The sequence below is a fragment of the Streptomyces yongxingensis genome, assembly GCF_055597465.1.
In genome coordinates, this window is the sequence record NZ_CM145717.1 from 9,442,207 (window position 1) to 9,457,915 (window position 15,709).

Annotated in this window: 12 protein-coding genes; 9 read left to right on the forward strand and 3 right to left on the reverse strand. The window is 75.1% G+C overall.

Annotated elements, in window-relative coordinates; genetic code table 11:
• The first annotated feature begins 30 nt into the window (after nt 1-30).
• A complete protein-coding gene (locus ACZ6TD_RS40390) occupies nt 31-297 on the forward strand; it encodes a WhiB family transcriptional regulator (protein ID WP_471346149.1) in 267 nt (88 codons plus the stop codon).
• Here the strand turns inward: ACZ6TD_RS40390 and ACZ6TD_RS40395 are convergent.
• The 3 genes from ACZ6TD_RS40395 to ACZ6TD_RS40405 are packed head-to-tail and all read right to left on the reverse strand — an operon-like array spanning nt 294 to nt 2,628.
• Nucleotides 294-1,205 carry a 5-oxoprolinase subunit C family protein gene (locus ACZ6TD_RS40395; protein WP_471346150.1) on the reverse strand — a complete coding sequence of 304 codons (912 nt, stop codon included), beginning with the start codon at nt 1,203-1,205 and terminating at the stop codon, nt 294-296. The two genes, ACZ6TD_RS40390 and ACZ6TD_RS40395, sit on opposite strands and share 4 nt — an antisense overlap.
• Complete coding sequence (locus ACZ6TD_RS40400; protein WP_471346152.1) at nt 1,202-1,852, reverse strand: 5-oxoprolinase subunit B family protein; 651 nt, start codon at nt 1,850-1,852, stop codon at nt 1,202-1,204. Before ACZ6TD_RS40400 ends, ACZ6TD_RS40395 begins: the two co-directional genes overlap by 4 nt.
• Nucleotides 1,849-2,628: a LamB/YcsF family protein gene (locus ACZ6TD_RS40405; RefSeq protein WP_471346153.1), complete on the reverse strand. Its 780-nt coding sequence runs from the start codon at nt 2,626-2,628 to the stop codon at nt 1,849-1,851. The genes ACZ6TD_RS40400 and ACZ6TD_RS40405 overlap by 4 nt, the downstream gene beginning before the upstream one ends.
• Nucleotides 2,629-2,851: 223 nt before the next feature.
• Here ACZ6TD_RS40405 and ACZ6TD_RS40410 point away from each other — a divergent pair, with 223 nt between their 5' ends.
• From ACZ6TD_RS40410 to ACZ6TD_RS40445, 8 genes are all read left to right on the forward strand, one after another.
• On the forward strand, nt 2,852-3,607 hold the full coding sequence (locus ACZ6TD_RS40410) for a GntR family transcriptional regulator (RefSeq protein ID WP_471346155.1): 756 nt from the start codon (nt 2,852-2,854) through the stop codon (nt 3,605-3,607).
• A gap of 140 nt (nt 3,608-3,747) precedes the next feature.
• Nucleotides 3,748-4,470, forward strand: a complete 723-nt coding sequence (locus ACZ6TD_RS40415; RefSeq protein ID WP_470014066.1) for a DUF969 domain-containing protein — start codon at nt 3,748-3,750, stop codon at nt 4,468-4,470.
• A complete protein-coding gene (locus ACZ6TD_RS40420; RefSeq protein ID WP_471346157.1) occupies nt 4,467-5,435 on the forward strand; it encodes a DUF979 domain-containing protein in 969 nt (322 codons plus the stop codon). Before ACZ6TD_RS40415 ends, ACZ6TD_RS40420 begins: the two co-directional genes overlap by 4 nt.
• A gap of 14 nt (nt 5,436-5,449) precedes the next feature.
• Nucleotides 5,450-6,094: a pyroglutamyl-peptidase I gene (pcp, locus tag ACZ6TD_RS40425; RefSeq protein WP_471346159.1), complete on the forward strand. Its 645-nt coding sequence runs from the start codon at nt 5,450-5,452 to the stop codon at nt 6,092-6,094.
• On the forward strand, nt 6,091-7,215 hold the full coding sequence (locus ACZ6TD_RS40430; protein WP_471346161.1) for a DUF2891 domain-containing protein: 1,125 nt from the start codon (nt 6,091-6,093) through the stop codon (nt 7,213-7,215). Before pcp ends, ACZ6TD_RS40430 begins: the two co-directional genes overlap by 4 nt.
• A 130-nt stretch (nt 7,216-7,345) precedes the next feature.
• Nucleotides 7,346-8,878 (forward strand): hypothetical protein, encoded by a 1,533-nt coding sequence (locus ACZ6TD_RS40435; RefSeq protein ID WP_471346163.1) that lies wholly within the window; start codon nt 7,346-7,348, stop codon nt 8,876-8,878.
• 67 nt (nt 8,879-8,945) lie between these two features.
• A complete protein-coding gene (locus ACZ6TD_RS40440; protein WP_471358486.1) occupies nt 8,946-9,806 on the forward strand; it encodes a hypothetical protein in 861 nt (286 codons plus the stop codon).
• A 62-nt stretch (nt 9,807-9,868) separates the two neighbouring features.
• Entirely contained in the window at nt 9,869-15,697 is a 5,829-nt protein-coding gene (locus tag ACZ6TD_RS40445; protein ID WP_471346165.1) for a hypothetical protein, read from the forward strand.
• The last annotated feature ends 12 nt before the right edge of the window (nt 15,698-15,709 follow it).

The window sequence follows — 15,709 nt, forward strand, 5'->3', positions numbered from 1 at the left end:
TCAGCAACGTCGTTCCTGGAAGGGGCAGCCATGGCCTGGTGGCATAACGCCGAATGCACGCACGAGGATCCGGAGCTGTTCTTCCCCGTGGGGGTGGCGGGCCCAGCGGCCCGGCGGCAGGAGGCCCTGGCCAAGGAGGTCTGCCACCGCTGTCCGGTGATCCAGGAATGTCTGGACCACGCGCTGGAGAGCGGAATGACCCACGGGGTCTGGGGCGGCACCGGTGAGGAGGAGCGCCGCGCGCTGCGCCGCAAGGCACAGCGCAGGGAGCGCGTCGGCGCACGGCGCGCCCGTTAGGCGCCGTCCCGGAAGGTCCGCCCGGCAGACGGCCTCCAGGAGGCCCGGCCCAGCGGCGTGAACCGCACCGGAGTGCCGGGGACGGCCTGCGCCGCGGCGGCCAGATACCGCTCCGGCACGACGCCCACGACCGGGTAGCCGCCGGTCGTCGGATGGTCGGCGAGGAAGAGCACCGGCCGTCCGTCCGGCGGGACTTGGAGCGCGCCGAGCGCCATGCCCTCACTGGCCAGTTCACCGTCCCGCGCCCGCTCCAGCGAGGGGCCCTCGGTCCGCAGTCCGATGCGATTGCTCGCGGCCGAGACGCGGAAGCCCCCGGTGGAGAGGGTGCGCAGCCCCGCGGGGGTGAACCAGTCGTCACGCGGGCCGAGCACCACGGGGAGCACCAGCTCGGGTGCGACGCCCCGATGCGGCACCCCGTCCACAGCGGGCACCGGCCCGCGCGGACGCCCGAGCCGCAGCACCGCGCCGTCCGCGAGCGGCGCCGGGCCCAGACCGGAGAGCACATCCGTGGCCCGGCTGCCGAGCACCGGCTCGGCCTCGACACCGCCGTCGAACGCCACATAGCTGCGCACCCCGTGGGCGGCGGCCCCGGCCTCCAGGAGCGCGCCCGACGGCACCCGTACGGCCGCACCCCACGCGACGGGGCGGCCGTCGACCGTGACCGGGCAGGGTGCGCCGGTGACCGCGACCGTCGCCGGGCGGCGCAGCCGCACCGCACAGCCGGTGAGCGTGGTCTCCAGGGTCGCGGCCCCTTCGGCGTTGCCCACCAGGCGGTTGGCGAGCCGGTGGGCGGGCTGGTCGAGCGCCCCCGAGCGGGGCACCCCGAGATGGGCGTGGCCGGCGCGGCCGAGATCCTGGACGGTGGTCAGGGCTCCCGGCCGTACGACGACGAAGGCGCTGTCGGTCACGGCGCCGCCCCTTCCGGGGCCGCGCTATCCCATACCGGGAGGAAGCGGACGCGAGTGCCGGGGGTGAACAGCGCCGCCGGTTCCCGCGCGGTGTCCCACAGCACGGCGTCCGTGGTGCCGATGAGCTGCCAGCCGCCGGGGGAGGAGCGCGGATAGACGCCCGTGTACCCGCCCGCGAGGGCCACCGAGCCGACCGGCACCCGGGTCCTGGGCGTCGCGTGGCGCGGTACGTGGAACCGCTCGGGCAGCCCCGTCAGATAGCCGAAGCCGGGCGCGAAGCCGCAGAAGGCCACCCGGAACTCGGCGCCGGAGTGGATCCGTACGGCCTCCTCGGGCGTCACCCCCCACCGCTGCGCGACCTCGTCCAGATCGGGCCCGTCGTAGCGCACGGGCACCTCGACGATCTCACTGTCGCCGCGGTCGAGGGGTGGTATCCGCCAGCCGGGCAGCTCGGCGGCGAGCCGCCCGGGGTCGGCGAGCCCGTCGAGGAACACGGTGCGGGCGGCGGGCACGATCTCGCGCACGGCGGGCAGCCGCCGCGCGGCGGCGCGGCGCAGCAGCTCGGCGTGGAGCGCCTCCGCCGCCTCACCGCTGTCGAGCTCGATGAGCAGCCCGTGCTCGCCGACGGGCAGGGTCCGCACTGTCATGTGAACGCCGCCACGCGCACCCCCGCGGCGGCCAGCTCGGACCGCACCCGGCGGGCGAGGTCGGCGGCGCCGGGGGTGTCGCCGTGGACGCACAGCGAGCGCACGTCCACCTCGATGCGCCGTCCGTCGATCGAGGTCACCGCGCGGTCGCGGGCGAAGCCGAGGGCGCGCTTGACCACCGTGTCCGGGTCGTGGACCACGGCGCCGGGCTCGCCGCGCGGCACGAGCGTCCCGGCGGCGGTGTAGGCGCGGTCGGCGAACGCCTCGGCGATCACCGGCAGCCCGGCCGCGCGGGCCGCCTCGTGCAGCCGGGACCCGGGCAGCCCCAGCACCGGCAGCGGACCGCCGGCCGCCAGCTTGACGCCCTCGACCACGGCGGCGGCCTGCGCCTCGTCGTGCACGCTGCGGTTGTAGAGCGCGCCATGGGGCTTGACGTAGTGCACCCGCGTCCCGGCGGCGCGGGCGAAGACCTCCAACGCGCCGACCTGATAGGCGATCTCGTCGGCCAGCTCCCGGGGCGGGACGTCCATGCTGCGCCGGCCGAACCCGGCCAGGTCCCGGTAGGAGACCTGGGCCCCGACCCGCACTCCGCGCTCGGCGGCCAGCTCGCACACCCGGCGCATGGTCGAGGGGTCCCCGGCGTGGAAGCCGCAGGCGACATTGGCGCTGGTGACGATGGACAGCAGGGCCTCGTCGTCGGTGAGCTGCCAGCGGCCGAACCCCTCGCCGAGGTCGGCGTTGAGATCGATGGACAGGTTCGCCAAGGATGCGGTCATATCCGTCCGTTCGGGCGTGGGGGATACGTGAGGGGTTGCGGATGGCACCACAAGGTAAGCGATCGTTGAACGATCCGACAAGATGGTTGTTGTCCGGTGGCGGTTTCTGGGCTTGACTTCTCGCTATACGGGACGAACGAGACACCGAACAGGGGTTGATGTGGCGAACGGGGCAAAGGGTGCAAAGCGCCGTTCCGGCGAGTCGTCGGACGAGTCGCCGGAGATGTCGGAGGCGCCGGAGTCGGCGGAGGCCGCGGAGCCGGTGGAGCCGGCCGGGTACGCCCCGGTCCCCGGTCTCGCCGCCGGGCTCGAGGCCGACCGGGCGCTGCTGGGGCGTACCAGCACGGCGGAGCGCGTCGCGGACATCCTGCGCGACCGCATCGCCGAGGGGTTCTTCCCGCCCGGCACCCGGCTGTCCGAGGACAGTGTGGGCGGCGCGCTCGGCGTCTCGCGCAACACCCTCCGGGAGGCGTTCCGCCTGCTGACCCATGAGCGGCTGCTGGTGCACGAGCTGAACCGCGGCGTCTTCGTCCGCGTCGTCACGGTCGACGACCTCAACGACATCTACCGCGTGCGCCGGCTCGTCGAATGCGCGGCGGTGCGCGGTCTGGGCGAGCCGCCGTACGAGGTGCGGCCGGTCGAGGCGGCGGTCCTGGCGGGCGAGCGCGCCGCCCGGGACCGGGCCTGGCAGGACCTGTCCACCGCCAATATCCGCTTCCATCAGGCGATCGTCTCCCTCGCCGGAAGTCCCCGCGCCGACGAACTGATGCGCGCGGTGCTGGCCGAGCTCCGGCTGGTCTTCCACGTCATGGCCGATCCCCGCCGCTTCCACGCCCCCTATCTGGTGCGCAACCGCCAGATCCTGGAGGTGCTGCAGAGCGGCGACGCGGTGGAGGCTGAGCGGCTGCTCGCCTCCTATCTGGACGATTCCCAGGGACAGTTGGCCGACGCCTACGGGCGGAAGATGTCCCGGCGATAGAGGTTTCCCAGCGGTAAACGATCCGGCGGTGCCGGAACAAGTTCGTTTCAGGCTCTTGTCGGATCGTTGAACGAACGCCTAGCCTCCGGTGCACCCTCCTCACGCCCCCGTGAGGTCCTTGTGCGCGGAAGGCCGGACGCATGATCGTTCTCCTTGGCGTCCTCGTGGTGATCCTCGGATTCGCCACACGACGCAACCCGTTGCTGGTGGTGGGGGTCGCCGGCATCGCCACCGGACTGCTGGCCAAGCTCTCGCCCCAGGAGATCCTGGCGGCCTTCGGCAACGGCTTCGCCTCCAGCCGCTCGGTGACGATCTTCGTCATCACCCTGCCCGTGATCGGCCTCCTGGAGCGCAACGGCCTCCAGGAACAGGCCCGTACCCTCATCGGCCGGCTCGGCAAGCTCACCACCGGCCGGTTCCTCGCCCTCTACCTGTTGCTGCGCCAGCTCACCGCCGCCCTCGGCCTCACCAGCATCGGCGGCCCGGCCCAGAGCGTCCGGCCCATGGTCGCGCCGATGGCCGAGGGCGCCGCGGAGCGCCGCCACGGCCCGCTGCCCGAGCGGGTCCGCGAGCGCGTCCGCTCGTACTCCGCCAGCGCCGACACGGTCGGGCTGTTCTTCGGCGAGGACTGCTTCCTGGCCATCGGCTCGATCCTGCTGATCACCGGGTTCGTCAACACCACGTACCACACCCACCTGGAGCCGCTTCAGCTGGCGCTGTGGGCCATCCCCACCGCCGTCTGCGCGTTCCTCATCCACGGCTTCCGGCTGCTGCGCCTGGACCGCTCGCTGGACCACGACTTCGCCGCCTCCGGCGGCCGATCCGCTGCCGAGGGCAGCCGCACCGCGGAGGAAGCCAAGTGATCAAGGCGGAGTGGTTCTACTGGCTCGTCGGCGCGGTCTTCCTCGCCATGGCCGCCCAGATGGTCGTCGACCGCACCAACCCCAAGCGCCTCGGCTCGGCCGCCTTCTGGGGGCTGCTCGGCGGCTGCTTCTTCTACAGCAGCTGGGTGGTGGAGAAGAAGGCCCCGGCCGAACCGCTGGGCGTCGCCGTCCTCGCCATGGTCTGCCTGGGCGGCTTCCAGCTCACCGGGCGCGGTGTGCCGCGCACCACCACGCCCGAGCAGCGCACCGCCTCGGCCGCCCGGCTCGGCAGCAGGCTGTTCGTCCCGGCGCTCACCATCCCGCTGGTCGCCGTCGTCTGCGCCTCGGCCGTCAAGCACTGGCACATCGGGGGCGAGCCGGTCCTGGAGGCCGGCAGCGAGACCATCCTCGGCCTCGGCTTCGGCGCGATCGTCGGGCTGCTGGTCGGCATGGTCGTGGTGCGCGAGCGGCGGCCCACGGTGCCGCTGCACGCCGGGCGGAGCCTGCTGGAATCCATGGGCTGGGCGCTGCTGCTGCCCCAACTGCTCGCCGTGCTCGGCTCCATCTTCCAGGAGGCCGGGGTCGGCACCCAGGTCGGCAAGATCACCGAACAGGTGCTGCCGGAGGGCCAGAAGTACGTCGCCGTGGCCGTCTACTGCGTGGGAATGGCCCTGTTCACCGTCATCATGGGCAACGCCTTCGCCGCCTTCCCGGTGATGACCGCCGCCATCGGCTGGCCCGTGCTCATCCAGCAGATGCACGGGGACGCGCCCGTCGTCCTGGCCGTCGGCATGCTGGCCGGATTCTGCGGCACGCTCGTGACACCCATGGCCGCCAACTTCAACCTGGTGCCCGCCGCCCTGCTGGAACTCAAGGACCAGTACGGGCCCATCAAGGCGCAGATCCCCACCGCCGGGGCACTGTTGGTCTGCAACATCGCCATCATCTCGCTGTTCGCCTTCTGAAGGGGGCCGCTGCTGTGACCCGCGTGCTTCTCACCGGCTTCGAACCCTTCGCGGGCTCGGCCGTCAACCCGTCGTGGCAGGCCGCCTCCCTCGTGGCCGCCGATCCGCCGCCCGGCACCGAGGTCACGGCCGTACAACTCGCCTGCGTCTTCGGCACCGCGCTGGAGGAGCTGGCCGCCGCCGTGGCGGAGGCCGACCCCGACCTGGTGCTGTGCGTGGGCCAGGCGGGCGGCCGTCCCGGTGTCACCGTCGAGCGAGTCGCGATCAACGTGGACGACGCCCGCATACCCGACAACGCGGGACGTCAGCCCATCGACGAACCGGTGGTCGAGGGCGGTCCCGCCGCCTACTTCGCGTCCCTGCCCGTCAAGGCGTGTGTCGCGGCCGTCCGCGAGGCCGGGATCCCGGCCGCCGTCTCGCAGACTGCCGGAACGTTTGTGTGCAACCACGTCTTCTACGGTCTGGCCCATCTCATCGCCACCGAGCGGCCCGCCCTGCGCGGTGGCTTCGTCCACCTCCCGTACGCGCCCGAACAGGTCGTGGACGGCGCCGAACCCGCACTGCCCGCCCCCATGGCCGCCGACGCGCTGCGGGCGATCATCGGGGCGGCCGTGAGCACCCGGACCGATCTGCGCGTCGCCGAGGGGGCAACGCATTGAACGCGCCTCATGAATTCGACGAGCCGGACGAGCGCGGCGAGCCGGACAAGCGGGGCGAGCCGGACGAGCCGGACGAGCCGGACGAGCCGGACGGGACGGGGGGCGGACTCGGCCGGTACGCGGCCCGGTTCGCCGCCCTCGCCACCGCCAACGTCACCCGGTCCTACCCCAACGCCCCCGCGCATCTGCTGCGCGGGCCCGAGGACCTGGTCGAGCCGCGCCGGCACCACCCCGCCTTCTACGGCTCCTACGACTGGCACTCCGCGGTCCATATGCACTGGCTGCTGGTCCGGCTGCTGCGCCGCTGCCCCGACCGTGTCCGCGCCGACGAGGTCACCGCCGTACTGGACGGGCACCTTACGGCCGGCGCCCTCGCCGCCGAGGCGGACTATCTGCGCGCCCACCCCTCCTTCGAGCGCCCTTACGGATGGGCCTGGCTGCTCGCGCTGACCGCCGAGTGCCGGAGCCTGCCGGGGCCCGCGGGCGAGCGCTGGGCCGAGGCCCTGGAACCGGCCGCCGACGCCGTCTGCGCACTGCTGAGCGGATGGCTGGAACGCGCCACCTATCCGGTGCGGCACGGCGTCCACACCAACAGCGCCTTCGCTCTCGGCCTGGTCCTGGACAGCGCGGCCGCCGCGGGCGCCAAGGGGATCGTGGAGCCGGTCACCGAGGCCGTCCTCGGCTGGTTCGCCGACGACCGCGACGCCCCTGTCCACTGGGAGCCCTCCGGGCAGGACTTCCTCTCGCCCGCGCTCACCGAGGCCGAGGCGGTCTGCCGGGTGCTGCCGGAAGAGGAGTTCGCGCGCTGGCTGGAACGCTTCCTCCCCGGCGTCGAATGGGGCGCGCCCGTCACCGTGCTCACCCCGCCCATCGTCTCCGACCCCGCCGATCCGCAGATCGGTCACCTCCTCGGCCTCGTCCTCAGCCGGGCCGCCGCGCTCCGCCGCCTGGCCGCCGCCCTGCCGCACGGCGATCCACGGGCGGACGTGCTGCGGACGGCGGCCCGCGACCACCTGGCCGCCGGGCTCCCGGCCACCGTCTCCGGGGACTTCACCGGCGACCACTGGCTCGCCACCTTCGCGGCGCTCGCCCTGGACGGACCACCGGCCGGTGAGCCGTAGACTGACGGATCGGTGAGGTGCGGGGGACGCGCCGGTGTACGCGTGTGCACGCGCGGGGGACCTGGTGTGCCATAGCGGGATCTCCGTGCCGTTTCGTACGTTGTCGGTGCGACCGCCTACTCTGTGCGACGTGACATCTCCACCCCCGGGGGCCGCCGCGCCCCAGCTCAACACCGCTGAAGGGGCCGCCCGGCCGGCACCGGGCCCGGCCGCCGACGAGGGCCTGGCCCGGCGGCTGCGCGCGCTCGCCTGCACCGCGCCGCTGCACGACCTGGACGCGCGCAAGGCCAACCTCGCGGGGGAGTACGGGGTGTACGCGATGGCGGAGGTCGCCCTCGCCGCCATCGACCTCGTCACGCTCCACATGGACTTCGACACCGGCGCCGACCACGAGCAGATAGTGGCCAGGCTGCTGCCCCGGGTGGCGGCCCAGGCCCCCGGGCGCCCCGCCGCCGAGCACGACCGGGTCGCCCGCTGGGTGCTGGAGAACCTGATCAACGTCGGCAGTGTGGACCGCGGCTTCCGCGCCGTTTACGGCACTTTCGGGCCCGATGGGGTATATGTCCGCAGGGACTACGACTTCAAGCTGATCGAGGAGGTGCCGGGGCCCGGCGGCAGCGTCTATCTGCGCACCACCGACGAGGCGGTCAACGTCCTGGTCGGCGCCCTCGACACGGACGTCACCAGCGCGCAGATCGCCGCCGAGGTCAAGCTGGAGGTCCTCATCAGCCGGGGCCGCCTCGCCGATGCCCAACTCGCCGCCGAGCAGGCCCGCTACCGCACCGTGCAGTATTCGGAGACGCTGCGCCGCACCCTCGACGCCACCCGGCGCAACGTCCGCGCCGTCGACTGGCTGAGCACCGTCCCCGAGCTGATCAGCGAGGCGCTCGACCACGTCGCCGACCGCTACCGCCACGAGAACGCGATCCTCACCAACATCCGCAAGGCGCGCGACGAGGCCGAGGGCGCCGAGCACAAGCGGCGCGCCGCCGAGCTCGTCGACATCGTCAAGGACTGCATCCGGCGCCACACCCAGCTGCAGTCCCGGCTGCTGGAGGCCGGTCCGCTGTTCCGCGCCGAGCAGGACCGCCAAGCCTTCGCGCCCCCCGCCCCGCGCTCCGGATACGACCTGTACGGACAGCTGCTGGCCCCCGTCCTCCCGCTGCCGCTGGAGCGCGCGGGCCGGGTCACCGACGCGTTCTTCGCCCGCGGCACGGGGCTGCGCACCCCGACCTCGGTGCGGATGAGCGACCTGGTCGAGATGCTGCTCACCCCGCCGGTGGAGCGGGAGCACCTCGGCGCGGAGATGCCCGAGCCCGACCTCATCGCCACCCCCGACGACAGCCGTTTCAGCGAGGAGCAGCTCGCGGTGGCCATGGAGCTGCTCGAACTGCCCGCGGACGCCCCGCGCCGGCTGTCCGGGCTGCTCGCCGACGCCCGCCGCCGCGACCCCGATCTGCCCTATCTGATCGCCCTCCTCGCCGTCCACGCCGCCAGCCCCCCGGTCGGCACCGCCTACCGCCAGGGCGAGCAGCGGCTGCTGTTCGCCGTGGACGACGGCACCGAGCTGGCCGACCCCGAATTCGGCGGCGCCGACCTGATAGTGGGCACCGCCCTGCTGGACGCGGCCGGTATGGCGGCCGACCGCGCCGAGGTGGCGTGATGGCCGCGACCCATGAGTACGCCCCGCGCGAGGAGGTTCAGCCGTGACCGAGTACGACATCGACGAGATGACACCGCCGGACGCGGCCCCCGCCCCGGCGTCGGCCGGGCTGACGCCCGCCGACGCGGCCGACGCCGCGCGGCTGGTGGCCTTCGGGCTCCAGCCCAAGCTGCTGCCCGCGCGGGACGTCGAATACGCCGAGCTGCTGCGCCGCCACCGCGACGAACCGGCGTTCGCGCGCCTCACCGACGCCATCGCCGCCGGGCTCGGGCTCATCGTGCTGGAGGTGTCGACCCGCGCCGGAATGGCGGTGACCGCCGCCGAGGACTCCGTCTTCGCCGTCCGCATGGGCGACTACGCCCGCCGGGCCGCCACCGACTCCGCCGACCGCTTCCTGCACGGCCTCGCCCATCTCGCCGTCGCCGCCCTGGCGTTCCCCCGCCCCGAGGACCTCGCCGACGACGGCTATATCGGCCGCGTCACCGTCAACGGCGTCGACGCCTTCGTCCGCCAGGCGTGCCGGCGGCTGGAGGAGCGCGCCGAGGAGCAGGGGGAGAACACCGACCCCGCCACCGGTGCGCCCGGGCTGGAGTCCGCCTGGCGGGTCTACGCCCGGCGCAGCGCGACCGGCGCCACCAAGGACGCGCGCAGGCTCGCCGGTTCCACCACCGGCATCGTCGGCAAGGCCGTCGCCTTCCTGGTCGACTCCGGCTTCCTCCAGCGCACCGGGGACGAATCCGGCGGCACCTACCGTACGACCGCCCGCTACCAGCTCCAGGTGCGCGACATGGCGGCCTCCGCCGCCATGGCCGAGCTGCTGGAGCTCGGCGTCGTCCCCGTCAGCGACGGCGGCGCCACCCTGCTGCCCCCCGACCAGGGCGACGACCTCGACCTGGTGGCCGACGCCGGTCTCCCCTTCCACTCCTGAACCCCGACGCCCCGCGCCCCGCCTGACATCACCACCCCTTCCGACAACGAGAGTCCGCCGCCATGTACGAGCTGTCCCGGATCCGCCTCTACTCCATCGGGCCGGCCGGTGCGCGGTACGCCGACACCGTGCTGGACCTGCGCGGAGTCGGCGAGCCGGTGCCCAGCCCCGCGCCCACCCAGGCGGAGTTCTTCGAGGAGGAGCCGGTCGGCCCGCCGCGCCGCCCCGCCCCCGCCGGGGTCCTCTTCCTGGAGAACGGCGGCGGCAAGTCCGTCCTGCTCAAGCTGATCTTCTCGGTGATGCTGCCCGGCCATCGCAACACCCTGGGCGGCGCCAGCTCCGGTGTGCTGCGCAAGTTCCTGCTCGCCGACGACTGCGGGCATGTCGCGCTGGAGTGGCAGCACACCGTCACCGGTGAGACCGTCGTCGTCGGCAAGGTCAGCGAATGGCGCGGCCGTCAGGTCTCCAACGACCCGCGGAAGTTCGCCGAGGCGTGGTACTCCTTCCGGCCCGGCCCCGGGATGAGCCTGGACTCGCTGCCGGTCGCCGAGTCCGCGGCGGTGCGGCCCGCCGTCGAGGGCGCCTCCACCGCACGGGGCCGCCGCCGCACGATGAAGGGTTTCCGTGACGCCCTTACGGAGGCCGGCAAGGCGTACCCGCATCTGGACGTGGTCTGGGTGGAGATCCACGAGCGCTGGAACGAGCACCTCGGCGAGCTCGGCCTCGACCCCGAACTCTTCCGCTACCAGCGGGAGATGAACGCCGACGAGGGCGAGGCCGCCGGACTCTTCGCGGTCAAGAACGACTCCGACTTCACCGACCTCCTGCTGCGCGCCGTCACCGACACCCGCGACACCGACGGGCTCGCCGACCTCGTCCACGGCTTCGCCCACAAGCTGGGGCGCCGCGCCGAGCTGACCGCCGAGCGTGACTTCACCGCCGGCTCGCTCGATCTGCTCCAGCGCATCGCGGACGCCGCGGAGCGGCGTGAGCAGGCGCGCGGTGTGCACGCGGGCGCCGAGCGCCGCACCCGTACGCTCGCCCGGCGGCTGTCCGCGCGCGGCGCGGAGGAGCGGGCGCGTGCCGCCGAGCTCGCGGAGCGGGTCGCCTCCGCCGCCGAGGCCGTCACCGCCGCCGAGGGAGCGCGCGGTCGCAGCGATCTCGTCGCCGCCGAACTCGCCTACCGGCACGCCTCCTTGGCGCTGGCCGCCGCCGAGAAGGGCGCCGCCGCGCAGCGCCGCGAACTCAACGACGCCCGCACCTTGCACTCCGCCTGGCAGGCCGCCGAGACGGTGCTGCGCCACCGCGCCGCCGCCGACCGCTCCGCGCGCGTGGCCGCCGCCATCCGCGAGGCCGAGCGGGACGCGGCCCCCGCGCTCGCCGCCCGCGCCAAGGCCGCCGCCGACCTCGTCCGCGCCCTGCACGCGGCGGCGGAGGACGGCGAGCGGGTCGCCAACGAGGAGGAGGAGCGCTCCGCCGCCCTCCAGGAGACCGGTGAGGCCGCCCACCGCGACGCCACCTCCGCCGCCACGGCGGCCCAGCGCGCCCGCAGCGACGCCGAGCATCTGCGCCAGCGGCTCGCCGAGGTCGAGCAGGAGACCGCCGAGGCCGTCCGCGCCGGATGGCTCGACGACTCCGCCCCCGATGCCGACCCGGCCCGCGCCGCGCTCGCCGCGAGCGACGCCGAGAAGACCACGGTGGCCGCCTTCGAGGAGGCCCGCGAGACGGCCCGGCGCACCGCCGACCACGCGAAGTCGGCCGCCGCGGAGGAGGCCCGCGCCGAACTGGCCGCGGCCCGGGCGGTGGACGCGGCGCGGGCCGCGGAGTCCGCGTACGACGCGGAGCGGCGCGCCGCGGAGGCGCTGGGCGCGGAGCAGCGCCTGCTCGAACTGCTCGGCCTGCCACAGCCGTCCGCCGCCGTCCCCGCCCCACGCTCCACCACCCCCCGCCCGTCACCGGCGGACGGGCGCGGGGCGCGCGGGGTGACGGTACGGATTCCGGACGCGGACGCCGCGGGCCGCCGAGGTACCCGCGCCCTGCCGACCGACTCCGACCGGGCCGGGTGGATCACGGTCCACGTGGACGAGGAGGACGCGGACGACGTCGGCCTCTCCCAACTCCCCGCCGCCTTCCGCGCGGACCCCTCCGCCCACACGATCCCCGCGGACGGCGAACCCGCGCCCCACGACCACGCCTACGCCCCCGAGGAGCCCCCCACCGACACCCGCGAACACCTCGCGGGAGAGAACGACGCCGGGACAGACGCCGCCCCGGGCCCGGTGGCCCGGTCGGCGGACGCCGTCGCGGGCACGGAGGGTGCCCCCGCCGTTGCGGGCGATCGGCTCCCAGGTGCCGGACCGGTGCCCGGTGACGGCGTTTCCGCGTCCTGTGCGGTCGGTGGGCCGTGCCCGGCGGGCGGGGCTGTGGCTCGGGTCGAGGAGGGTGACGGGGCGAGGGCCGGTGGCATGCCGGGCGCCGCCCCGGCGCGCCTCGCGGATGAGGGCGCCGCCCCGGGCCCGGTGGGCGAGGCAGGTCCTGCGGAGCGCGTGGAGCGCGACGTCCCTTCCGTGGGGGACCGGTGGCCGGGCACCGGTCGGGTTGACGAGGCGGGGGACACCGCTGTCGTCGGTGGTGAGGCGGAAGAGACGCGCCCCGCTCGGCACGGAGCGGCCGCCGAGGACGCGGAGGTGGGCCCGGGGGAGGCCCACCGGCGCCGTCCGCTCGCGGCGGAGTCGCGGCCCGCGGGGCGGGTGACGGTGCGGCTCGACGACGTCGAGGGCGCCCCCTCGGGCGATGACGGCCCGCGCCCGGAGGGCCCGCGCGGCGGCGCCCGGGTCGTGGCCGCCGATTCCCGGCCGCCCGGGGAGGTGTCCGCTCGGGTCGGGGACGTTGACGGTGGTCAGGGTGAAGCGGAGGGCGCCGCCGACGTCGCCCACGGCGGTCCGGTCGAGTCGGAGGGCGCCGCTGACATCGGCGCCGACAACGCCGACGCCACCCCCGCCGACGCCCTCGCCCACGCCGACTCCGACTCCGCCCCCGACGACTCCGACTGCTGGAGCCCCGAGCCCGGCGGCGAACCCGAACTCGAACGCGACCGCGACCGTAGTCGCCACCCCCGGCCCGCCCCGCGGGCCCTCGCGGGCGGGCCGCTCACCGCCGAGGAGTTGGACCGGAACGCCGAGGCGTTGCGGGAGCTGCTCGAGGAGAGCGTGGGCTCCGCCGAGCGGCAGTTGTTCGAGTTGCGGACCGCTGCCGCCGAGGACGCGCGGATTCTGGGCGCGCTCGGTGACGGGGGGCTGTTGCCGCCCAGTGCCGATGTGCTGGCGGCCGTCGAGTTCCTCGGGGAGCACGGCATCCCCGCGCTCCCCGGCTGGCGTTATCTCGCCCAGGCCGTGGACCCCGTCGACCACGCCGCCGTGCTCGCGGCCCGGCCCGAGCTGGTCGACGGTGTCGTCATCACCGACCCCGGCACCCACGCCCGCGCCCGTGAGGTGCTCGGCCAGGCGTCGCTGCTGCCGCGGTCCGCCGTGGCCGTCGGGACGTCGGCCGCGCTGCTCGCGCCGACGCCCGCGCCCGGCGCCGAGGACAGCGGGGTCTTCCTCGTGCCGCCGAACCCGGCGATGCACGACGAGCGCGCCGCCGACGACGAGCGGCGCGAGCTGCGCGCCCGTGCCACCGCGCGGGACGAGGAGATCAGGGCGCTCGCCGCCCGGCTGGCCGGGGACCGGGCGCTGTCCGCGCGGCTCGCCTCCTGGCGCACCGGCTGCCCGCCCGGGCGGCTCGCGGAGCTCGCGGCCGCGGCCGAGACCGCCCGGGAGACCGCCGACACCGCGCAGAGCGACCTCGTGGAGGCGCGTACGGCACGGGCCGAGGCCGACGAGGCCGCCACCGAGGCCGCCCGCGTCCGGGACGAGCGCCAGGAGGCGGCGCAGCGAGCCCGCCGGGTGGCGGACGCGCTGGCCGGTCTGGCGTACCGGCTGCGGGAGCGCGCCACCTGGCAGACCCGGCTGCGTGAACTGGCCGAGGAGGCCGCCGAGTACGAGGAGCGCGCCGCGGGCTGCGTGGACCGGGCCCGCGCCGCCGACGAGGACCGGCGCGCCGCCCAGCGCGCGGCCGACGACGCGCGCCGTACCGCCCGCGCCCTGCGCGCCGAGCGCGCGGAGATCGCGGGCGCCCCCGACGACCTCGGCGAGGACGCCGAGCCGCCCTCCGCCTCGCTGCCCGCGCTCCGCGAGGCGTACCGCGCCGCCTCCCAGGTCTACGAGAAGGTCGGCGTCGGCGCCGACCTCCGCGCCGAACAGGCCCGCGCCGAAAGCGACGAGAGCGCGGCCCTGGCCTCCCTGGACCGGCTCACCAACAAGGTCCGCACCCGCGCCGCCCAGCTCCTGGAGGGCACCGACGGCGCCGACGGCCCCTCCCGGCAGGCCGCCGCCGCCCGCGCCGAGTCGCTCGTGCAGATGCTGGAGAGCCGCGCGTCGGCGGCGAGCGAGCAGTTGGGCCGGCTGCGCGGCGAGGCCGAGCGGCTCGCCCCCGCCGACGGCGACGCCCACACCGAGCTGCCGGAGGAGATGGTCCCGGCCGACGCCGAGCAGGCGAAGGAGCTGCTGCGCACCGCCAACGGCGAACTGGCCGCCCGTACGGACGCCCTGGACACCGCTCGCACCGCCCACGCCGACCTGGTGCGCGCCCACCGCGCCGCCGAGGACGCGGCGGGCGGCTTCGACGAGACCGCCGCCCTGCTGCGGGACCTGCTGCGGGACGGCCCCGGCGCGGAGGACGACGGCGAGCGGCCCGAGCCGTACGCCGGCGCTCTCGCCGAGGCCCGTCAGGCCGCCGCCGAGACCCGCCGCTCACTGCGCGGCTGCGCCGCCGACCTGTCTGCGGCCGAGTCCTCGGTGCGGGAGGCGAGCGACGTCCTCGTACGGCACGCCAACTCCACCCGCTACGAGCAGGTGCGCACCCCCGCCCGCCAGCAGATCCGCGAACTCCCCGCGGCCGCGCTGCCCGAGCACGCCGCCGCCTGGGCGGAGGCGTTCGCGCCCCGGCTGCGCGTGCTCACCGACGAGCTGGAGCAGCTGGAGCGCAACCGCGATTCGATCGTGGACCGGCTGCGCGGCCTGGTCGAGTCCTGCCTCGCCACGCTGCGTTCGGCGCAGCGGCTCTCCCGGCTCCCGGAGGGGCTCGGCGAGTGGTCCGGCCAGGAGTTCCTGCGGATCCGCTTCGAGGACCCCGACCAGGCCACGCTCACCGAGCGGCTCGGCGAGGTCATCGACGAGGCCACCCGCTCCGCCGTCCGGAAGAACTCCGATCTGCGCCGGGACGGCATGTCACTGCTGCTGCGCGGGGTCCACGCCGCGCTCCAGCCGCGCGGCGTGGCCGTGGAGATCCTCAAGCCGGACGCGGTGCTGCGGGCCGAGCGGGTGCCGGTGGGGCAGATGGGCGATGTGTTCTCCGGCGGCCAGCTGCTGACCGCCGCCATCGCGCTGTACTGCACGATGGCGGCCCTGCGCAGCAACGACCGGGGCCGCGACAAGCACCGCCACGCGGGCACCCTCTTCCTCGACAACCCCATCGGCCGCGCCAACGCCACCTATCTGCTGGAGCTCCAGCGGGCGGTGGCGGACGCGCTGGGGGTGCAGCTGCTCTATACGACGGGGCTGTTCGACACCACGGCGCTGGCCGAGTTCCCGCTGGTGATCCGGTTGCGCAATGACGCGGATCTGCGGGCCGGGCTGAAGTACATCAGCGTCGAGGAGCATCTGCGGCCGGGCCTTCCGGTCCGGGAGCCGGAGGAGGAGCAGCAGGTGCACGGCCAGATCACCGCCACCCGGATGTACCGCCGCCCCGAGGCGGACGCGGAGGCGCCCGCCGAGGCGGTGGACCGGCCGTGAGCCCGGCGGGCT